General features: G+C 56.0%; 14 protein-coding genes and 1 pseudogene. 12 read left to right on the top strand and 3 right to left on the bottom strand.

The window, feature by feature from the left end; genetic code table 11:
- Positions 1 to 168 precede the first annotated feature (168 nt).
- The 8 genes from BPHY_RS33940 (at position 169) to BPHY_RS33905 (ending at position 11,325) form a co-directional block, all read left to right on the top strand.
- Complete coding sequence (locus BPHY_RS33940) at positions 169 to 1,842, top strand: GMC family oxidoreductase (RefSeq protein WP_052306245.1); 1,674 nt, start codon at positions 169 to 171, stop codon at positions 1,840 to 1,842.
- Positions 1,843 to 1,932: 90 nt separating this feature from the next.
- Positions 1,933 to 3,414, top strand: a complete 1,482-nt coding sequence (locus BPHY_RS33935) for an NAD-dependent succinate-semialdehyde dehydrogenase (RefSeq protein WP_012405995.1) — start codon at positions 1,933 to 1,935, stop codon at positions 3,412 to 3,414.
- Between the two features lie 51 nt (positions 3,415 to 3,465).
- Complete coding sequence (locus BPHY_RS33930) at positions 3,466 to 4,461, top strand: sugar ABC transporter substrate-binding protein (RefSeq protein ID WP_244257743.1); 996 nt, start codon at positions 3,466 to 3,468, stop codon at positions 4,459 to 4,461.
- A gap of 143 nt (positions 4,462 to 4,604) precedes the next feature.
- On the top strand, positions 4,605 to 5,573 hold the full coding sequence (locus BPHY_RS33925) for a sugar ABC transporter substrate-binding protein (RefSeq protein WP_012405993.1): 969 nt from the start codon (positions 4,605 to 4,607) through the stop codon (positions 5,571 to 5,573).
- Between the two features lie 38 nt (positions 5,574 to 5,611).
- Positions 5,612 to 7,150 carry a sugar ABC transporter ATP-binding protein gene (locus BPHY_RS33920; protein ID WP_012405992.1) on the top strand — a complete coding sequence of 513 codons (1,539 nt, stop codon included), beginning with the start codon at positions 5,612 to 5,614 and terminating at the stop codon, positions 7,148 to 7,150.
- Between the two features lie 98 nt (positions 7,151 to 7,248).
- A complete protein-coding gene (locus BPHY_RS33915; RefSeq protein WP_012405991.1) occupies positions 7,249 to 8,403 on the top strand; it encodes an ABC transporter permease in 1,155 nt (384 codons plus the stop codon).
- Positions 8,404 to 8,617: 214 nt separating this feature from the next.
- Entirely contained in the window at positions 8,618 to 9,943 is a 1,326-nt protein-coding gene (locus tag BPHY_RS33910) for an MFS transporter (RefSeq protein WP_012405990.1), read from the top strand.
- A gap of 209 nt (positions 9,944 to 10,152) precedes the next feature.
- Entirely contained in the window at positions 10,153 to 11,325 is a 1,173-nt protein-coding gene (locus tag BPHY_RS33905; RefSeq protein WP_407671303.1) for a porin, read from the top strand.
- A gap of 94 nt (positions 11,326 to 11,419) precedes the next feature.
- Here BPHY_RS33905 and BPHY_RS33900 read toward each other — a convergent pair whose 3' ends face one another.
- A complete protein-coding gene (locus tag BPHY_RS33900) occupies positions 11,420 to 12,295 on the bottom strand; it encodes an amidohydrolase family protein (RefSeq protein ID WP_012405988.1) in 876 nt (291 codons plus the stop codon).
- A 236-nt stretch (positions 12,296 to 12,531) separates the two neighbouring features.
- Positions 12,532 to 13,461, bottom strand: a complete 930-nt coding sequence (locus tag BPHY_RS33895) for a LysR family transcriptional regulator (protein WP_012405987.1) — start codon at positions 13,459 to 13,461, stop codon at positions 12,532 to 12,534.
- Between the two features lie 179 nt (positions 13,462 to 13,640).
- Between BPHY_RS33895 and BPHY_RS33890 the strand changes: the two genes are divergently transcribed.
- Positions 13,641 to 15,023 (top strand): MmgE/PrpD family protein, encoded by a 1,383-nt coding sequence (locus tag BPHY_RS33890; protein ID WP_012405986.1) that lies wholly within the window; start codon positions 13,641 to 13,643, stop codon positions 15,021 to 15,023.
- A 100-nt stretch (positions 15,024 to 15,123) separates the two neighbouring features.
- Positions 15,124 to 15,888, top strand: coding sequence for an SDR family NAD(P)-dependent oxidoreductase (locus BPHY_RS33885; protein ID WP_012405985.1), 765 nt, complete (start codon positions 15,124 to 15,126; stop codon positions 15,886 to 15,888).
- A gap of 174 nt (positions 15,889 to 16,062) precedes the next feature.
- Here BPHY_RS33885 and BPHY_RS41510 read toward each other — a convergent pair.
- Positions 16,063 to 16,820 (bottom strand): annotated as a pseudogene (locus BPHY_RS41510) (IS5 family transposase).
- A gap of 843 nt (positions 16,821 to 17,663) precedes the next feature.
- Here BPHY_RS41510 and BPHY_RS33870 point away from each other — a divergent pair.
- On the top strand, positions 17,664 to 18,815 hold the full coding sequence (locus tag BPHY_RS33870) for a porin (RefSeq protein WP_012405983.1): 1,152 nt from the start codon (positions 17,664 to 17,666) through the stop codon (positions 18,813 to 18,815).
- A gap of 229 nt (positions 18,816 to 19,044) precedes the next feature.
- A complete protein-coding gene (locus tag BPHY_RS33865) occupies positions 19,045 to 20,601 on the top strand; it encodes a methyl-accepting chemotaxis protein (protein WP_052306218.1) in 1,557 nt (518 codons plus the stop codon).
- Positions 20,602 to 20,619: the final 18 nt, after the last annotated feature.

Below are 20,619 nucleotides of genomic sequence, written 5' to 3'. Positions count from 1 at the left end.
GGCCGAAGGCGCTGGAACGGGCGTCTTGGGGCGATGGCAGTCGGTCAGGGAACGCGGTTTAGCAAAGCTTACCTTCAACGGCAGAAAATCCAACTAGACCTAACCGTGGGCTCAGAAATAATCTTCAACAAACGGAGACACCCACTCTTGCAACAGCAGCTCATCGGCATGGAAATCTACGACTACATCATTATCGGAGCTGGCTCGGCTGGCTGCGCACTCGCTCGCGGCCTTAGCGACGACCCAGATAACAAAGTCTTGTTGCTGGAAGCTGGGCCACCTGCCGACAGATTCTGGGTAAACACCCCTGCTGGAATGGCGAAGTTGTATTTTCATAAAGAGCTGAATTGGAACTATTTCACCGATCCGATGCCTGCACTTCGCAACCGGAAGATGTACTGGCCTCGCGGCAAGGCATTGGGTGGTTCGAGTTCGATTAACGGGATGATTTTCATCCGGGGGCACCGTAACGACTTCGACAGCTGGAGAGACCTGGGCAACCAGGGCTGGGGGTACGATGACCTGCTGCCGTACTTCAAGAAGATGGAGCATAACGAGCGTGGCGCCGACGAATTCCGCGGCACAGGCGGTCCGTTGTGGGTGAGCGATCCCGTGACCAAAGTTCGAAGCTCCTATGACTTCATTAAGGCAACTGAGCGTCTGGGCATCCCGCCCACCGATGATTTCAACGGTGCGGTGCATGATGGCGTTGGTTTCATGCAGCACACGATTCGTGACGGACGACGCTACTCCGCCTACACCGCATTTGTCGCGCCGGTGCGCCATCGCCCGAACCTTACTGTGCTGACGGGTGCCGCGGTCCAGCGGATTGTACTCAAGGGAAACGTCGCAACAGGCGTGGAAGTCCTTGTCGACGGACACCGTCGAACATTCGAAGCGGCGAGAGAGGTGATTCTGTCTGCGGGGTCACTCAATTCGCCGCAGGTACTTATGCTCTCCGGCATTGGACCGGGCGATGAACTCCGTCGGCACGACATCGAGACTCTCGTTGAGATCCCCGGGGTTGGTCTTAACCTCCAGGACCACTTTTACGTCCACGGTAGTTATCGCTCGACGCCTGACAGCTCTTACAACCTGGAGCTTGGTGGCATCAGAAAGTATTTCGAAGGGGCGCGTTACCTGTTGACCCATAAGGGCTATCTTGCGCTAGGCTCGTCCCAAGTCGGAGCTTTTGTAAAGAGTCGACCAGACGAGTCATATGCTGACCTGCAAATCAGCTTCCGCCCGATGACGTTCACCTATCATCCGGGCGGTGAGTGTGAAGTCGACCACGAACCCGGCATGGGAGTGTCCGTGTATCTGCTCAGACCACGAGCCACGGGAACCGTCACATTGCGTTCGCCGAATCCGGCTGAACCGCCTGTGTTCAAACCGAACTTTCTGAGCAACGAAGACGACAATCGGGCAATGATCGCGGGCGTGAAGATGATTCGCGAAATCATGTCGACCGAGCCGATCGCGTCGCGCGTCATCGAAGAGGAAATTCCGGGTCCGTTGGTGCAAACGGATGAGCAGATTATGTACTGGATGGAGATGACGGGAAATTCCGCGCACCACCAGGCTGGCACCTGCAAGATGGGCAACGACAAGCTCGCCGTAGTGGATGAGCGTTTGCGGGTGCGGGGCGTCGAACGTCTGCGCGTCGCTGACGCATCCATCATGCCGCATCTCACTTCGGGCAACACGAATGCCCCTTCAATCATGATTGGTGTAAAGGCGGCAGACATGATTTTGAGAGATGCCGTTCCTCGACGCGATATTCGGGAGGGTGCAGCGCCTGCCCGGAATGATGCGGTAAAGAGCGCGTCTGTTTCCGTTTGAACGAGCGCAAATTAAGCAAAGACGCAAAGTCACCGCGGTAAGTACATACGCCGAGCACTTGTTCTAGTTAAGGCTAAAAGGATTTCATCGATGTCAACTCCAGTTCTTCAAAGCGACATGACCAGCAGTGTGCGGGCGGAATATCCGCGCGTCGGGCTTTATATCGACGGGACGTGGATCTACGACCGCGAAACGGCAGTCGAGGTGCGGAATCCGGCGACCGAAGAAGTTTTGGGCAAGGTGCCAAAGGCAACCAGCGATGACCTGGCGCAAGCATTGGGCGCGGCAGCCCGTGGTTTCGTTGTTTGGCGTGACACGCCCCCTCAACAGCGTGTCAAGGTAATTCAAAAAGCCACGACGTTGATGCGTGAGCGCCTTGAACTTATTGCATCGACGATCACACTGGAAAACGGGAAGCTCTATTCTGACGCGTATGCAGAAGCCGACCGTTCGATGAATTTCTTCGAATGGAACGCTGCGCAGTCACTGCGCGATTACGGCCTGATCGTACCCGGTGAAGCGCAGATGCAGAAGTTTATCTTGCGTCAGCCGATAGGCCCGGTGGCCGCCTTCACGCCTTGGAACGTACCGATCAGTTCTGCAGCGCGAAAGGTAAGCGCGGCACTGTCGGCGGGTTGTTCTGTGATTTTGAAGGCAGCGGAGGAGACGCCTGCGACAGCATGTCTTCTCGTGCAGGCATTCGAAGATGCCGGCTTGCCGCCTGGCGTTTTGAATCTCGTGTTCGGCAATCCGGCAGAGATTTCGTCCACGCTGATTGCGTCGCCTGTCATTCGACTCGTGACGTTCACCGGTTCGGTCGGTGTTGGAAAGCATCTCACGCAACTTGCCGCGGCGGCCATGAAGCCCGTCTTGATGGAGTTGGGTGGGCATGCTCCGGTGCTCGTCTGCGAAGGCGTGGATGGCGCGGCAGTCGGGAGACTTGCTGCGCGCGGAAAGACCAATGCCAGTGGCCAGATCTGCGCATCTCCGTCGCGTTTCATCGTTCATCGCAGCGTATATGACGAATTCGTCGCCGCTTTCGCGTCGGCAGTGGGAGAGGTCCGCGTGGGCGACGGATTCAGCAAAACGGCACAAATGGGTCCCGTGGCAAGCGCGCGCCGGCTATCTGCCATGCAATCGCTTGTCGCAGATGCAAGGCAACGCGGAGCTAGGGTTGCGACAGGAGGCAGCCGCATCGGAGACCGCGGCTACTTCTTCGAACCGACGGTGTTGGCCGACATGCCTGTCGACGCCGATGCAATGACAGTGGAGCCTTTCGGTCCCATCGCCGCTTGTCTACGCGTTGACGATCTGAGCGAAGCGCTCAAAGTCGCGAACAGTCTATCGGTCGGTCTGGCTGCATATGCATTTACCAACTCTCTGCAGGACGCAGAGCGCATCAGCCGCGAACTGGAGTGTGGCGTACTTTCCATCAACCACTTCGGCACGCCTGATGCAGATACGCCTTTTGGCGGGGTCAAGGATAGTGGCATCGGACGGGAAGGAGGCCCGTCGACTCTTGACGCGTACATGGTCACAAAGACGGTGTTGCAGAAAACAGTACGTATATAGCGACGTATCAAGCAGCAGACTCGTTTGGAAACGAGCTAGTACTGCTTGACCATGCAAAAAACATATTGGAGACAATTGATGAGCCCAGTTCGGAGGCGTCTTCTGGTGTTGGGAGCGGTGAGCCTGTTTTTCGGAGCGGCTGGCGCGGCTGTGGGGAGGGAGATCACCGTCGGCTATGTCGCTGCAGGGCTGCAGTATCCGTTCAACGTTGCTGTTGCAAAGGGGTTCGAGGACGCTGCCAAAGCAGCAGGTGCTAAAGCCATCATCCTTGACCCGAAAACCAGCGTCGAAAAGCAAGGCAACGCGATCGACGACCTGATTTCACAGAAGGTTGATGGAATTGCATTTCTCCCGCTGGATGGTGTCGTCGCACAAAGCTGGGCAGATCGGGTAGCCGCTCACGACATCCCCCTTGTGTCGGTTGCGACCGAGCTGGGCGATCCTCAGAAGCGCTCGATCCAGGATGTCTATCCCAAACTCACCGCTCTGGTTGCGAGCGACGAAGTCCACACTGGCTACAACGCTGGAGAAATTGCGGCCAAGCTGCTTCCGAACGGACGAGTTGCCAACATCGCAATTGTCGAAGGCGCTCCCGGCTACCCGCAGGTGTGGCAGCGCACAAAAGGCTTCAGGCAAGCGTTGGATAAAGCCGGCGTGAAATACCGCGTCGTAGCGTCCCAACCTACTGACTGGACCGCGGAGAAGGGGGAGGCCGTTTGTCAGAACATTCTGACCGCCCATCCTGACGTTGATCTCTTCTATAACCAGGCCGATGACATGGTCATAGGATGTGCGCGCGCAGTGCGGGCGGCGGGCTCTAATGCAAAGCTCGTCGGCTGGGGCGGTTCCCGGCTTGGCATCACCGCAATCAAGGCGGGTGAAGTCGACGGCACAGTGTGTGTGCAGCCTGAAAACATGGGCCAGCAGGCGTTCAAGGCGCTCTATGCCGCTGTAACGAACCCGCAGACACCGAAGGGCAAGTTCATAGAAATTGCTACTCCGGGCGTAACAAAAGAAAACGTATCGAGTTGTATCCCTCAGTGGTGAACGTGACCCAGTCATCGCAACCATCACCATCGAGGGGCTGGTTCGAAAAGTAACGGGGCTCACAAAGAGACGGCCGCACGACTCGTTCAAAGCCGGTTTGAACAGCTCTGCGGCTAAGGAAGAAGCTAAGTCTGGAGACTATGATGAAGAAGTGTTTCAAGAAGCTGGGATTGATTGGTTTAGCTGGCGCCATGGCGTTCATGACCGATGTCGCAGCAGCCAAGGAAATCACGCTGGGCTATGTCGCCGCAGGCATGCAGTATCCGTTCAATGTCGCGGCAGCGAGGGGCTTCGAGGCGGCAGCGAAGGCCGCAGGTGTAAAGACGATCGTGCTCGACGCGAAGACCAGCGTGGAAAAGCAGGGCAACGCTGTCGACGACCTTATCGCCCAGAAGGTCGACGGAATTGCGGTGCTCCCAATTGATGCGGTCGTCGCCCAATCGTGGGTCGAACGTGCCACGTCGCATAACATCCCGTTTGTGGCGGTTGCGACTCAGATTGGTGATCCCCAGAAGCACGCAATCAATGATGTTTACCCGAAGCTGACTGCGCTGGTCGCAAGTGATGAGGTCCACGTCGGCACCGACGCGGCGCAGATCGCCGCAAAACTGCTTCCGAAGGATCGCACTGCAAAAATCGCGATCGTGGAGGGGGCACCTGGCTATCCGACCGTATGGCAGGTAACGAAGGGGTTCAAGGAAGGCCTTGATAAAGCCGGTGTGAAGTATCAGATCGTCGCCTCACAGCCCACCGACTGGACGCCTGAAAAGGGCGAATCTGTCTGCCAGAACATTCTGGTAGCACATCCCGATGTTGACCTAATCTTCAATCAGGCCGACGACATGGTCATCGGCTGCGCCCGGGCTGTCCGCGCCGCTGGATCACACGCGAAGCTCGTCAGCAGAGGAGGGTCGAAGCTTGGCATTAATGCTGTCAAGGTAGGCGACGTCGATGGCACGGTCTGTATTCAACCGGGAAAGATGGGTGAACGCGCGTTCAAGGCGCTGTATGCAGCGGTGACAGATCCGAACGCACCGAAAGCAAAGTTCATCGATGTTGACACGCCTCAAGTCACGAAAGCCACGCTCTCGACGTGCGTGCCCGAGTGGTAAGCAAGAGTGCTGTCAATCAAGGTCGTAGGAGGCACCAAATGGTAAATGAGCTCCCGCTCTTGCAGCTCCAGGGTGTAACGAAGACATTTCCGAATGGTCTGACCGCGCTGCGCGGAGTCAATCTGGAGGTTTCGCGCGGAACGGTTCACGGGTTGCTCGGAGCGAATGGCGCTGGAAAATCGACGCTGATCAAGATCCTTTCAGGCTCGCTCCCGGCTACGGGCGGCCGGATCGTCTGGAAGGGATCGGCCGTCGAGTACTCGAGTCCGAAAGCCGCTAATGATATGGGGATTGCCACGATTCATCAGCATATCCCGCTAGTCCCGACGCTTTCGGTACTGGAGAACGTCTTTCTCGGCGAGGAGGGGCGCTGGCGCCGTAACGCAACGATTCGGCAGCGGTTTGCCGATCTTTGCGCGCGGGTTGGATACTGGCTTGATCCGGACGGCCTGGTGAGCGACCTGTCGATTGGCCAGCGCCAGATGGTCGCGATCTTGCAGGCGCTTGGCACGGGCGCCGATCTGATTGTGATGGATGAGCCGACGGCCTCTCTTGCAGCGAGCGAACGCGAGGTTGTCTACCGTATCGTGCGGCATCTCTCGACGGTCGAAAACAAGGCCATTCTGTTCGTCTCCCACTTCCTTGACGAGGTCGTGGCGCTCACCGACCGAGTCACTATCCTGCGGGATGGACAAGCGGTGGTAGACGCAGAAACGTGTGATCTCGACGAGTCGCGCATCGCAGAAGCTATTGTTGGACGGCAGATCGTCGCGCTTGAGAAGGCGGCGCCGCAGCCGGTCAATGAGAGCGCGCCCGTGCTGCTTGAGCTTAACGGCCTTGCGTCGCCCGACAAGCTTGAGCCAATTTCGCTGAAAGTGCGCGCGGGTGAAGTAGTCGGTATCGCAGGCCTCCTCGGGTCTGGCCGCAGTGAGCTTCTCCACGCGATTTTCGGTGCCGATCCGGACGCGACGGGGCAAGTCAAGGTGGACGGCCAGCCTATTCGGAAGTCGACTGCCGCTGCCGTCAAAGCGGGCCTGGGTCTGGTTCCGGAAGACCGCATGGCCCAAGGTCTCGTGCCCGGGTTCGAGATTTGGCGCAATACGACCCTTCCGGCATTGGACAGCGTGTCTCGAGGAAGCTGGCTTCCGGACCATATGCTTGAACGCAGGCGCGGAGCGGAGGCCATCCGGCGGTTGTCGATCAAGGCAACTTCTCCGGACATCCTGGTGACTGAACTTAGTGGTGGTAACGCGCAGAAGGTAACCATCGCCAAGTGGTTGTTTAGCGATGTAAAGGTGTTCTTGTTGGACGAGCCGACGGCCGGGATCGACATCGGAGCAAAGACCGATATTTTGCTGCTCGTTCGCGAGCTTGCCGCAGCCGGGAAGGCTGTGATTATCGTGTCGTCCGAGTTCGAAGAAATCCTGGCGGTGAGCAGTCGAATTTTGGTCATGCGCGACGGACGTTGTATTGCTGAGCGCGCTGGCCACGAGACGTCCGAGCATGAATTGGTTTTGTTGGCGGGCGGCAAGAGTGCTAACTCGGCTAGCGCGCAGCACCTGGGCGCGCAATCTTGAAAAAGCGAGTGATTATGAACCTTACAACTTCAACCCATTCCGGACCGTCTCACGGTGGTAATGGATCTTCCGGCGGTCCAACGGACGGTGTGTCTGCAATGACGCAAGGACAAGCGACCGACTGGCGTCGGCTACTGAGCCTGCGCGAGATGGGCGTGTACTATGCCCTGATCCTGCTCGTATTCGTCATCTCAGCGGTTACGGTGTATACAGGCCGGCCCAGTTACCTTAGTCTGGCCAACATTTCGAACGTACTATATCAGTCGTCGCTTGTCGCCATCATTGCTGTCGCAATGACAGTTATTCTGATTACAGGCAACTTCGACCTCTCGGTCGCCTCGGTGGCCGCCCTTTCAGCGGCGGTGCTTGTCGGCCTGGCGGATACACTCGGGTTCTGGCCCGCAGCGTTGGTCGCCATGCTGGTCTCTGTGCTTGCAGGTCTTTTGAACGGTGCCATCGTCCAATACCTGGGTATCAATGCATTCATTGTTACGCTGGGCACGTTGACCGCAATCCGTGGCGTGGTTCAGATCTACACTGACGGCCGGTCCTTGTCAGTGGAAACGCCCGAAGCACTGCAGGCCATGAGACTGTTCGAATCCGGACGCCTGCCTATTGCGATTCCGCTCATTCTGATTGGCGCAGCTCTTTTGTTCGCGGGAATCAGGTTCCTCCTGCGAGCACGCCGGGAAGGTCGCAACGCCTCGCCGACATCGCTTGGCATGATCGTGGCGGGTATTTGCTGCCTCGCTCTGGTCTACGCGGGCGGGATGACGCTTGCGATGCCCAAACCCGTCGTGTACATGGCCGTCTTCACGCTGATCGTCTGGTTTATTCTGAGCATGACGAATATCGGCCGGCGCGTGTACGCGGTGGGCGGGAATCCCGAGGCAGCTCGTCTGTCTGGTATCAATGTGAAGCGATACAAAATGGCGGGGTTCATCCTGTGTAGCGCAGCTGCGGGCTTTGGCGGAATCCTGTTTGGCAGTCGACTCGGTGCAGTCAATCCTACTGCTATGCAGGGTGCAGAGCTTACGGTGATTGCATCTGCGATTCTTGGTGGAACTTCATTGTTCGGCGGTGCTGGTTCCGTTATCAAGACGTTAGCCGGCGCGCTGCTTCTGTTCACTCTGACGAACGGATTCAACATCCTGAATCTGGGAGCTAACTATCAAGGCGTCATCGAGGGAACGGTAGTCGTAACAGCTGCGGCTATCTACACAGTGGGCGGATCGCGGCGCGGCAAACGGTAAGCCTTCAGCCAGTCTGATTCGAGCGCTTTGCTGTCCGGTAGCGAAGCCGAACCTTAGCGCTCGTACATCCCTAGTTAAACAAATGAAAGCTAGTTCCAGGCAGTGTGTTGTGAATAACAACGCACTGCATACCCATGTCCTAGGCCCCGGCTAGATCGAGTTCGTTCGGGGCGGGCGACCGCTTATCTAAAAATCCAGATGGTTTGGAGGCAACGTGGCAAAGCAAAGTTCGATCCGAACGCTCTCGGCGGGCTCCATTGGAAACTTTGGAGAAATCTATGACTTCGCTGTCTTCGGATTTTCCGTCCCGATCCTGTCAACGCATTTCTTCCCTGGAAGCGATCGTACGGCAGCTTTGTTGAGTACCTTCGCAGTCTATGCCGTTGCGTTTTTCGCGCGACCGCTGGGAGGCTTATTGTTTGGCGTTATGGCCGACAGATTGGGGCGCGTCAGGGTCATGGCGACAACTGTCTGGCTGATGGCGCTCGGCACCGCGTTAATCGGACTCTTGCCCACCTACGCCAGTGTGGGAATCGCAGCCCCGGTGCTCTTGGTCTTGTGCCGGATTGCTCAAGGCCTCGCGCTCGGAGGCGAGACGACCGGCACAACCAGCTTCATTCTGGAATCGGCACCAGACGACCGAAGAGGTGGGTGGATCGGTCTTACCTTGATCTTTTCTCATTTGCCTAACGCCTTGGTGGCGGGCCTCTTGATTGGGCTTCAGCTTGCGGCGGGTGCGACAGCCTATGCCGATTGGGTGTGGCGTGTGCCATTCCTCGCGGGGGGGCTAATCGGCATTGTCGGATTTTGGCTCAGGCGTAACCTTGACGAACCGGAGGAGTTTAAACAAGCGACGCGCCGATCAGGTTCGAAAAGTCCCTTGCGAGCAGCAATGAGAGAAGGGGGCGTGAAGGGCATGCTGCATGTAGCCATGATTCAGCCGATTCAGACCGTCGGTTCATATCTGTTATTGGGATTCATGTACACGTTTCTCGTACGTGTGGCCAAGCTTGAACCGACGTCGGCCCTCTTCACGAACGGAGCGGCCATTGTTGTACTCTCATTTATGATCCCGCTCGGTGGAGTAATGAGCGACCGTTTCGGTCGTAAGCGTATCCTCACCCTCGGAGCCGCTTGGCTGGCTTTCGCCGCTTATCCGGGAGTTCACCTCGCTGCATCGGGGACGATTAACGGCGCGTTGCTTGGCCAGCTGCTGCTGGTGATTGGAGTTGGATTGTACGGTGGAGCGTGCTTCGTCGCCGCGCCGGAATTCTTCCCGACATCATTTCGTGCCACAGGCCACGCAATCTCCTACCAGCTGAGCGTCGCCGTTTTCGGAGGAACGACACCCTTCATCGGAACCCTACTGGTCCAAATGTCTGGATCTCCGCTTGCACCGGCGTATTACGTTACGTTTGTCGCCATCGCCTGTCTCATATTAACCCAGTTCGTGCCGGAGACAAGGGGCGTGCGGTTGCGCACGTCAGGAAGCTCGTCATCCGGCGAGGATTCCTCCGCCGCATTTCATGAACTGAGGTGAGTTCTGACCTCTTCTACGGGTGAAGATGCATTAAGATAATTAGTTGGGTATACGAACTGAATGCTGGATTAGAACGCTCACCTAGGCAGCAAAAAGTACGAATTTTCAATTGGCAAACGGTTAAGCGCTTCGATAAACACAAAACACAAGAGGATGATTAAATGCAAAGACGCTACCCAGAAGTTAAAGTCGCGGTCACGGCCGCGGCAATGATGTTGACCGGAACATGCGCCTTCGCGCAGAGTAGCGTGACGCTGTACGGCATCGTTGACGCCGGCTTAGGTTATCAATCGAGCTCGACGTCGTTGGGTTCGACGTCGGGTGGTCACTCTGCGTTCAAGATGATTAACGGCGTATGGGCAGGTAGCCGCTTCGGCCTGAAGGGAGCAGAAGAACTTGGCGGGGGAACGAAGGCGATTTTCACGCTGGAAGAGGGTTTCAACAGTGCCACGGGCGCGATGGCAACGAACAACCTGATGTTTAGCCGTCAGGCATTTGTTGGGTTGTCAAACCCAACATTCGGATCGTTCACGGCCGGTCGTCAGTATGCCTCCTATTATCAGTTGCTCTCCGCTTACAGCCCAACGACGTGGCTCACTGGCTATTTCGGCGCGCACCCTGGAGATCTGGATGGCTTGGATACTGGCTATCGCACCAATAACACGCTGCTCTACATGTCGCCGGTGATATACGGTTTCAAGTTCAGCGGTTCATATTCGTTCGCGGGTGTGCCGGGGAGCGTGAATCAAGGTTCCAGCTGGGCAGCGGCAATCCAGTATGCTCAAGGGCCGGTTGGCTTGGCAGTGGGCTTCTCGCGCATCAACAATTCAACGCCAGGCGGTGGCGCATTCGGAGCAGACTCAGCAACATCAAACGCCGGTGCACAAGCTGGTGTCTCGGCCGTAACCAACGGATACCAGACGGCGCAGGCTCAGCAGCGTTTCGCGGTCGGCGCGGGCTATACGTTTAACAGCCAGTTTGACGTCACCGCGACGTATACGAACGTTCAATACATTCCGGGGATCAATTCGTTGTTTCGCAGCGAGCAGATCTGGAATACGGGCGGCATCGTACTGCATTGGAAGCCGTCTCCTACATGGGACTTTGCGGGTGGGTACAGCTACACGCGCGCGACCACGGCTAATGGCATCAGCAGCAGCGCACAGTATCAACAGTTCAACCTGTCACAGTACTACTCTCTGTCAAAACGTACTGGTGTATACGTGCTGGAAGCTTATACGCGCGCAAATGGTCAGACGCTCGCCACCAATGGCAAGTCAATCATTAACGCGACGGCAACGATCGGGGATGGCTTCAACACCACACCTTCTTCATCGCGCAGCATGGTCGCGGTGGGTGCCGGGGTCGTTCATCGCTTTTGACGCTGTTTCAGCATAGCTATGAGTAGGAGGCGCCGTGAGTACGGCGCTGTTGCATCAAGTGGCGCGCATTGTTCGGCGCATCCTCTCAGTTCGCTCAAATATCAAGACGGTAGGTGTTGATTGCATTTGAGCGAAAAATCTTTAGACGGTCAGCATCAGACAGATGCTGGGTCGCATGATCGACAATTTCAACCCACTGCCGGTAGCTTCCGGCCAGCTCGAGTACCGGCCAGTCACCACCAAAAAGGAGGCGGTCGCTCCCAAAGCAGTTGATGACATGATCAATGAGGGGCAACAATTGCTCATCCTTCCATGTTGCGTGATCGGCCTGCGTCATCAGGCCAGATATCTTGCATACCACGTTCGGCAAACTTGATATTTGCCGGATCTGATCGAACCAGGAATCAAGCCGCCTTTCCTTAATCTGAGGCTTGCCCATGTGGTCGAGAACGAACGACACGGTTGGACACTGTCTGACCATTTCGAAGGCGTCTCCAAACTGATATGGGTCGATACAAAGATCGAAGCTCAGATCGTATTTTGGGAGCAGGTTGATGGCATCAAGAAAATCGTGCTTCAGGATCACGGACGAGTCAGGCATGTTCTGAATGAGGCGCCGGACCCCGCGAACATGCCGGAGGCTGGCGATGCGCGACATCTCTAGCTCGATGGAAATCCCTTTCTCGAGCGGCAAACACGCGACGCACGCCAAAACCCGAGAATCACGCATGGATTCGGATTGCATCCATTCCGCCTCATCAAGATACTGGGGCACGTCGACATCGGCTTCGATGCATACGAAACCCTGTATTCGATAAGGCGCTGAAGAGTGTAAAAGATCGTCCGCGGTCCAACTTCTATGTAGTTTCGTTGCGCCGGCTGCCCAGGAAGACCCGGCAGACCATGAATATCCGAAGCGCTGTCGGTCGATCAGGTGAATATGAGAGTCGATAATCGGAAAATCAATCATTTCGGCGGTTGGATGAAGGAATTCTCTAAACGCGTCTCAAGCTGACTCGGGCGTGCTACGCGGCGTAACGCGTATGGTGAAGCGTAGCGGAAGGCACCCGAAAGATTGATGGAAAATTCTGAACGACTATAAACTTGCCGTTATCCTGGCAATCGTTCGCGATCTGCTGGGGTACCCTCCATAGACTTCTTTTACCGCGGAGATCCGAATGCTTGAACTCTGCAGCGTTCGAGCACTTAGGGACGCGCGCGCTGCCCCAGATCATCCTTGCCCGCAAGCCATGAAATAAGGTGGTCGCGAAAGCCTTCGGCTGCCGGAGACGCGGCACGGGTTGAGGACTGGTAAAGGCAGACTTGACGCGTCACCTCTGGTTCGACAATCGGGCGCATTTCGAGGTCAAACCTGCGTCCAAGGAGACCTACATAGGCAGGTGCGATTACCAACCCGAGTTCTTCTGCGGCCATGCCGAACGCGGTACTGATGTTGTCGACGATATCGACCGGAGTTATGCGCTCGTTCTCGTGATATTCATTGTGCGTCAGCGAAATGGTACGTTCGTAGTCCCGTCCTGCGACAACCAGGGGGTGCTCTCGCAGTTCGTTCCAAGTCACTTCGCTCCGCTTGATCAGAGGATGACTCGGAGCGAACCATAAGACCCATGGGCTTCGAAACAGGTCCATGCGGGCAATCCCTTCGCTAACCGGCTGGTCAGGTCCAACGGCTAAGTCCACAGCGGCTTTATTTACCGTACCAATAAGATCTTCAACTTGCGTGTCCCGAATTCGTACGAGAACTCCAGGATGCGACTTTGCGTATGCCTTGACTGCAGCAGGCAGAATCGTGCTCGCCAAAATGAGCGGGGCTGCAACGCGGACGATGCCAGCCGCGCGATTTCGGATGTCATCCGCTGTTGCTTTAGCAAGCTCCATGTGTACCAGTACGTTCTTCGCAGAGGACTGAAATTCTCGCCCCGCCGGGGTCAAAGAAACGGTACGGGTGGTGCGGTCAAATAGGCGGAAACCGAGGAGGGATTCCAGTTCGCTCACGAGCTGACTGATCGCGGACGTAGACAAACTCAACCTTTCTCCCGCCTTTGCGAAGCTTCCGAGATCCGCGACTGCGACGAAAGCGCAAAGTTGTCTTGGGGTAAATCGAGGAAATGACATGATTCGAGCAACGGCGCGATGATTATCAAGAGGTTCTTAACAGTACTTCACGAATCATCGCTTGTGCATCGGTGTATCTCCTATCAGACTGGCGTTCAGCCTAATGCTGAGCTAGAGCCTGAGAGAGGAGGAGCATGCATGTGCCGATCCATCCTTCACACATTCCTCGATAGAGAATCATGAACCCTGATTTAGATCTTTGCCAGGTGTTTGCCAAACATGTCGCTGAGACTCGCTTCGAGGATTTATCCAACGAGGCTGTCGATGCAGCAAAGAAGTCAATCCTCGACATCATCGGTGTAACTCTTGCAGGCAGCGGTATGGAGCCGGCAGTTCGCGGGGTGGCCGATGTGGTATTAGATGCCGGTGGTCGGCAAGAGGCCTCCGTCCTCGGCTTCGGTGGCAAGATTCCGGCGCAATCGGCGGCATTCGCAAATGGCGTCATGGCACATTGCCTCGATTTTGACGATCAGACGCCTTGGGGAGCGCACCCTGACAGCACTGTGGTACCGGCAGTTCTCGCGCTTGCCGAACGCAAGGGGAAGGTGTCCGGGCGCGACTTGATCACGAGCGTAGCGTTGGGACAAGACCTGTTCGTGCGCCTGCGCTGCAACGTGGGGTGGCGACAGGACTGGAACCTTTCTTCGGTTGTCGGTGCATTCGCTGGGGCAGCGGCCGCAGCCTACATCCACGGGTTGTCGCGCGAGCAGATCGCACATGCACTCGGGATCGCCAGCATGCAATCGAGCGGCACGATGCAGGTCATTTTCGGAATCGGTAGCGATCTGCGCGGAATGTACGCCGGCTTCACTGCCCAAGGCGCCGTTATGTCAGTGCTATTAGCTCAAAGGGGCATCACCGGGATCGCGGAGCTATTTGAGGGGAAGGCTGGCATCTTTAATGTCTACTTCAGCGGCAAGTACGAACGAGAAAAGATGATCGAGAGGCTGGGGAAAGAGTATCTCGGTGGCTCGATGCTTTACAAGGCATGGCCGGCTGTCGGGAACGTGCATACCTACATCCATGCCACGATCGAATTGATGAAAGAGCACGGTCTGAAACCGGGGGATATTGAGCAAATCAAAGTCTTCGTGGGGGATTTCCATCAGCGCATGTGTTATCCACTGGAACTACGCAGGGCACCCGCGACGCTCGTTGATGCGAAGTTCAGTCTTCCGTTTTGTGTAGCGTTGGCTGCTGCCCGTGGGCAAATCCGGATCTCAGATTTCAGCGCTGCAGCGCTGCTTGACCCGGAAGTTCTCGGAATCGCAGAGAAGGTTATCCCGATAGAAGACAGTAGTCTCGACTGGAAAGTGAAAATTCCGGACGGACGGATGGAAATCGTGACACGCGATGGTGGCAGCTTCGCACGTCTCGGAGACAACGTACCGGGAAGCTCTGAGGCACCGATGTCTTGGGAATCGATCGAGCAGAAGTTCCGTGACTGCGCGGCAGTCGCGGCGAACCCTTTGACGGTTGAAAAGACTGATTGCGCGATTCAACTGGCACGTGACCTTGAGTCTCTTGAAGACGCCACAGCATTCCTGAATGCAGTGAATTAGTACGCGGCCATGAGCCAGCAGACGCATATGAAGCGTACCAGTTCCTGGGCGGTGGGCGAATGCATTGTTCATATATGGTCATTAACGACGAGACACAACCATGAAGCGCTTTGAAGGAAAGGCTGTTGTAGTGACTGGTGCGGCTAGCGGCATTGGGGCGGCGTGCGTGCGGCGGCTGTGGGACGAGGGGGCGTGCGTTGCATTGGCGGACCAGGATCAAGGTGGGGTCGACAAGCTGGTAACGTTGCTCGGGGGCGATGCACGTCTCTACGGCGGAAACCTCGACGTGTCTGATGCTGGGCAGGTGGAAGAGTTCGTCGCTACTGCCCAAAAGAAGTTTGGAAGCTTGCACGGGTTGATCAACTGTGCAGGCATCAAGGGCGTGGGCAACGTTCTGGATTGTGAGTCCGAGAACTGGAAGAAGGTGATGTCAGTCAACCTGGACGGTACTTTCCTCATGTGTCAGGCTTTCGCGCGGGCGGTTCAACATGACAAGACCTCACGAGCAATTGTGAACATCTCGTCTGGGGCTGGCATCATGGGTGTGCCGAACCGACTTCCCTACGTTGCTTCCAAATTCGCAGTCTCGGGTATTACGCGCACTATGGGTGCGGAGCTTGGTCCCTACGGTATCCGGGTGAATGCGATCGCCCCAGGGATGATTCGGACGCCCTTCACGGCGTACATGTTTGACGACCCGGAGAAGGCCAGACGGATTCGGGCGGCGCATGCCATAGGTCGTGAGGGACAACCCGAGGAGATCGCGGCGGTAGCAGCATTCCTACTCACGGACGACGCGAGCTTCATGACAGGTGCGATAGTATCCGTCGACGGCGGGCAAACGGCCTGCATTCCCTCGGTATGAAGCGAGAGTTCGACTCTTGACCGTTCTCCGAATTAGCCACGCCTGTTGCGATGACCAGCGGAAGGTCTTCCGCGTCGGACAGCGTAAAACTGGCATGAAAGCATCGATGCAATCGCCACCATGACTGGCTCTCGCAACGCTCCTCTTACGAGCCACTCCTAGGGCCTGTTCACACTATTTAAGTCCATCGACAATAAGGGCGAAATTGATGAAGGCGAGGAACATCACGTCCAGTTTGTCGAAGCGGGAAAAGATGCGGCGAAAGCCTTTGAGGCGGCGAAACAGGCGTTCCACTTCGTTCCTGCGCTTGTACATTTCGCGATCGTATTCCCACGGTTCAAGCCGGTTGCTTTTCGGCGGAACAACTGGAATGAAACCCGGGTCGAGCGCAAGTTGTCGCGTCTCGTGGCCTTCGTACGCCTTGTCCATCAGCAGATGCAGTGGCCTGTTGGGCGAGCCAAGGCTTTGCAACAGGGCTCGCCCCTCTGGCGCATCACCGGCCTGGCCAGCAGACAGGGCGAACGTTATGGCTGTTCGAGCATCCGCGGCAACCATATGAATCTTGGTGGTCCATCCACCTCGGGATTTTCCGATTGCTTGAGGTCCGTTTTTTTTAATGCACCGGTGCCATCAGGATGAACCTTTACCATTGTGCTATCCAACGAGACCGCCTCGATCCTGATGCGAACGATCTGCTCACGCTGCAATTCAGTGAACACGCGATCCAGCACGCCGTTACGGGACCAGCGATTCATTCGCGTGTAGATCGTGTGCCATCTGCCAAAGCGTTTGGGCAGTCAGCGCCATTTGCAACCATGCTCGGCCACGTAAAGAATCGCATTGAGCACTTGCAGGTTTGTCAGGCTGACATTGCCGCGCTGTCGCGGCAGGCAATGCTCAATTCGCTGATATTGGGTTTCGGTGATTTCCATCACCGAAGTATACGGTCAAATACGAGTAGTGTGAACAGGCCATAGGTCAATTGCGGTGCGGCGTGCGCCTGCTGGCTCCTGGGCCAGCGGGCGCACGCGTAGCATCCCGTCAACATCGTCCGACGTTGACCGGGTCGGTTTGACCGTACAAAGTTACTGTCCTCACTCTTGCACATCGCTCTAATGTCGCGATCGCGCATTGTGATGCGTTCCATTGCCTGATCACACGCTGCCAAAGCCCCCACGTTTTGTCGTCAAATCGAGATAAGTCGGTTGGACTGTAGCATTTCCACCCCTGGTACTTTCCTTATTTGACAAGGGCGAAAAGCACGCCGCTGCAAGACATCCGGTCATATCGACCTTGTCCAAGAAGGTTGTGTTGGAAATGCTCTCACTTCTAGGAAGCCGTTAAGCGTTACTTACCATCGAACACACAAAAAACAAATAGACCCGACTTCACTTCGGGCAATAACCTTCGCTCACAAATTGGGATGAATTGTCGAAGAACCAGTCGATCGCGACCTGAAGCGGACGCTTCGGTATCGGCGGAGACATCGATTTCCCGGCTCCGTTGCCGACGTTGAACGCAATCACTAATGGAAAGAAGTGTAAGGAACCTACGCAATAAAACGGATCCCCCCGCGTGCATCTATAGAAATTCTGCGTTGTGATCGGAGGTCGTATTTTTTAAATGGATAATTAGTATACCGAAATGAAGGAATGCGTCTGACCGTGGAAATTTGACTGCACCGATTGCCAGTCGTGATGCCGGTGCGGCTTGAACAATGATCGTCGAGATAGCTGCTCAGGTGTCGCTTTTATACTTGAAGGAGGAGAAGAGGAATGAAAAGAGCTTTGCTAGCTACATCCGCGTTTGCACTTGCTGTATCGGCGCATGCACAAAGCAGTGTGACCTTGTACGGTCGCCTGGATTCAGGCGTGGAATATATGACTGGCGTTCCGACGGGACCGTCCGCGACAGGTGCGGCGACGGGCTCGACCCATCGTTTCCGCGCGGAAAGCGGTGACTGGGGTACGAGTCTTTGGGGTTTGAAAGGTGCTGAAGACCTCGGCGGGGGCTACAAAGCTGTGTTCCAGTTGGAAGGTTACTTTAATGCTATGACGGGGGCGGGTCCCGGCGGTGGCGGGTTGTTCAACCGTTGGGCAACCGTAGGGTTCGTCAGTCCGAATTACGGCACGTTCCTGATGGGACGAGAACTATTTATTGGGAACAACCTGTGGGATTTTGATCCCTTCGGGCAAACCGCATGGTCTTCCGCTTCGCTCGTGCGCGGCCGGAACTGGCCGCTCGTCAGTAACGCGTTGTCATATCAGTCGCCAAAAATCGGTGGGTTTGATTTCTATGGTCAGTATGCGCTGTCAAACGCGACGAACTGGAATGGCAACGGTACGACCCCGCAAGGGCGTCAAGCCGGGGCACAGATTACTTACACAAGTGCCCTTTTCCAGGTTCGGGGAATGTACGATGAGATCCGTAACCCGGCTAACGGTCTGTTGTATGGACCGTCAGTCAGTACAGTCAATGGTAGCAACTCGGCAGGCGGTGTCTTTGCAGCGTCACGTGAGTACTCGGCTTTCGTCAATGTATTCCTGGGTCAATTCAAAGTGCAAGGTGCGTACCAGGCCATTCGCTCATCCAGCGCGACTGCTGTGCTGCCAGGTCAGCCGACGACCCTTGATCAGGAGTGGGGTGGTGTGACGTGGCAAGCCACGTCAGCCGCCGCTCTTATTGGTGCTGTATATCACGTAAATGGGAATAACGGCTCGGGAAACGCGACGATTTACACGATCGGCGGCTCCTACAATCTTTCCAAGCGTACGTTGCTCGATATTCAGTTGGCGACAGTTCGCAATAGCAAGACAGCGAACTTCGGGTTGAATGCGAACAACCCGGGGACGGCCGTTGCGACGGACAATCCATTGCCGGGACATAGCCAGTCGGGTGTCTACGCGGGCATCCAGCACGCGTTCTGAACGGGAAGTCGAATCTGAAGCCAAAGTTTGCGGCCCGTGAGAGGGGCGTTTCAGGTGCGGTGTCGAAAGGTATCGCACTCTTTTTCATGCATCGCTTTCCCGGCTTGTTAAATCGACAATGTGCATTTTTTATAAGGACAGGGTAGTCGCGCTTCTGACGGAAGACGTTGAACTGGATGAGGCTGTCATGCGCAAAAACTCCTTCGTTACATAAAAGCGGACTACCGAAATGGTGAACTTTGCGGGGTTACGAATCGGCGTTCGTCTCGGTGCGGGTTTCGGATTAATGGTGGCTCTTGTCGCCGCGTTGATCGTAATTGGATTAAGCCAACTCGCCCGAGTCGGAGATATCAACGATGAGATTGTCAACCGGGCTTGGAACGGCGTGGAAGCGGCGGAGCTTTTGAACGCGAAAACGCGCGCGAACGCGGGGCTCACGATGCAGTTGTTTATCACCGATGATCTGGGAAGAATCACCGCCATTGAACATGAGATCTTGGATAACCGGGTCGCTACGGAAAACGCGCTGGAAAAACTTAACAAACTTGTTTCACTACCCCAAAGACGAGACGTGTTGGAGAAGATAAAGGCAGCGAATGCGGCATTCGCTGCTTCGCAGGCAAAGGTCGCACAGTTTCTCGCTCAGGGTGACCGTGACTATGCGACCACGGCGCTGAACAAGGAGGTACTGCCCGAATTGGAGAGCCTCGAAAATCACATTACGGCTCTTGTAACCATGCAGCGACGCTTCTTCGAAGAACGTGGACGGGACGCCAATCATGTTGTGACGCAAGCACGCTATCTGATGATTGCCCTGGGAAGCCTGGCAGTGCTCGCGGGTATGTGCTGCGCGCTGGTCATTACTCGCTCAATTACGGTACCTCTGCGCGATGCACTGCGAGGTGCCCAGTTGGTGGCGTCGGGAGATCTCACCGGACGCAGCTATGTGCAGAGAAGCGATGAGATAGGCGAACTGTTGCGGGCGCTCGATTGTATGAATGACAGTCTCACAAAGATTGTCGGAGAAGTACGTGACGGGACCAATACGATTGCGAGTTCGTCGGCTCAAATCTCTCGCGGCAATCAAGACCTCTCATCTCGCACCGAAGAGCAGGCTAGCTCCGTGGAACAGACTGTTGCGTCGATGCGGGAATTCGCCCGAACGGTCAAGCAGAACGCTGACGATGCGTTGGAGGCTAATAGACTTGCGCAGTCGGCATCTGACATAGCGGCCAAAGGTGCCACTGTCATTTCGAAGGTCATCGGCACAATGGCTGCTATCAATGAATCTGCCGGCAACGTTGTTGAAATAATCGATGTCATCGAGAGTATTGCTTTCCAGACGAATATTCTCGCTCTCAATGCTGCAGTCGAGGCGGCCCGCGCAGGAGAGCATGGGAAAGGGTTTGCTGTAGTGGCGGCGGAAGTGAGAAGCCTCGCGCAACGGTGCTCGGGAGCTGCCAAGGAAATTAAAGTAATGATTGAAAATTCAGTGGGGCGCGTACAAGCCGGTCTTGATTTGGTGAACAGCGCAGGCTCCACGATGGAGGAAATTGTTGGGAGCGTCAGAATCGTGGTTGGGATCACCAACTCTATCTCGGGCGGAACCGACGCACAAAGTATCGGGATAGAGCAGCTTAACCAGGCGATGGGGCAACTGGAACACTTCACGCAGCAAAACGCAGCGCTTGTTGACGAGGCTGCTGTCGCATCTCAGTCGCTTCAAGAGCAGGCGACGAGGCTCGCGGAACTCGTTGAGGGATTCAAGATTGAGAGTGACCTGTAAGTGATTTAGCAGCTCATG

The sequence above is a fragment of the Paraburkholderia phymatum STM815 genome (assembly GCF_000020045.1).
GTDB lineage: Bacteria > Pseudomonadota > Gammaproteobacteria > Burkholderiales > Burkholderiaceae > Paraburkholderia > Paraburkholderia phymatum.
This window is presented reverse-complemented; position numbering and strand designations above follow the sequence as displayed.

Bases quoted from the DNA above. Each gene is read 5' to 3' on its own strand.
- BPHY_RS33890 (WP_012405986.1), top strand. From the start codon at position 13,641: ATGAACCCTGATTTAGATCTTTGCCAGGTGTTTGCCAAACATGTCGCT.
- BPHY_RS33940 (WP_052306245.1), top strand. From the start codon at position 169: ATGGAAATCTACGACTACATCATTATCGGAGCTGGCTCGGCTGGCTGC.
- BPHY_RS33935 (WP_012405995.1), top strand. From the start codon at position 1,933: ATGTCAACTCCAGTTCTTCAAAGCGACATGACCAGCAGTGTGCGGGCG.
- BPHY_RS33915 (WP_012405991.1), top strand. From the start codon at position 7,249: ATGACGCAAGGACAAGCGACCGACTGGCGTCGGCTACTGAGCCTGCGC.
- BPHY_RS33930 (WP_244257743.1), top strand. From the start codon at position 3,466: ATGCAAAAAACATATTGGAGACAATTGATGAGCCCAGTTCGGAGGCGT.
- BPHY_RS33905 (WP_407671303.1), top strand. From the start codon at position 10,153: ATGATGTTGACCGGAACATGCGCCTTCGCGCAGAGTAGCGTGACGCTG.
- BPHY_RS33885 (WP_012405985.1), top strand. From the start codon at position 15,124: ATGAAGCGCTTTGAAGGAAAGGCTGTTGTAGTGACTGGTGCGGCTAGC.
- BPHY_RS33870 (WP_012405983.1), top strand. From the start codon at position 17,664: ATGAAAAGAGCTTTGCTAGCTACATCCGCGTTTGCACTTGCTGTATCG.
- BPHY_RS33865 (WP_052306218.1), top strand. From the start codon at position 19,045: ATGGTGAACTTTGCGGGGTTACGAATCGGCGTTCGTCTCGGTGCGGGT.
- BPHY_RS33925 (WP_012405993.1), top strand. From the start codon at position 4,605: ATGAAGAAGTGTTTCAAGAAGCTGGGATTGATTGGTTTAGCTGGCGCC.
- BPHY_RS33920 (WP_012405992.1), top strand. From the start codon at position 5,612: ATGGTAAATGAGCTCCCGCTCTTGCAGCTCCAGGGTGTAACGAAGACA.
- BPHY_RS33900 (WP_012405988.1), bottom strand. From the start codon at position 12,295: ATGATTGATTTTCCGATTATCGACTCTCATATTCACCTGATCGACCGA.
- BPHY_RS33895 (WP_012405987.1), bottom strand. From the start codon at position 13,461: ATGTCATTTCCTCGATTTACCCCAAGACAACTTTGCGCTTTCGTCGCA.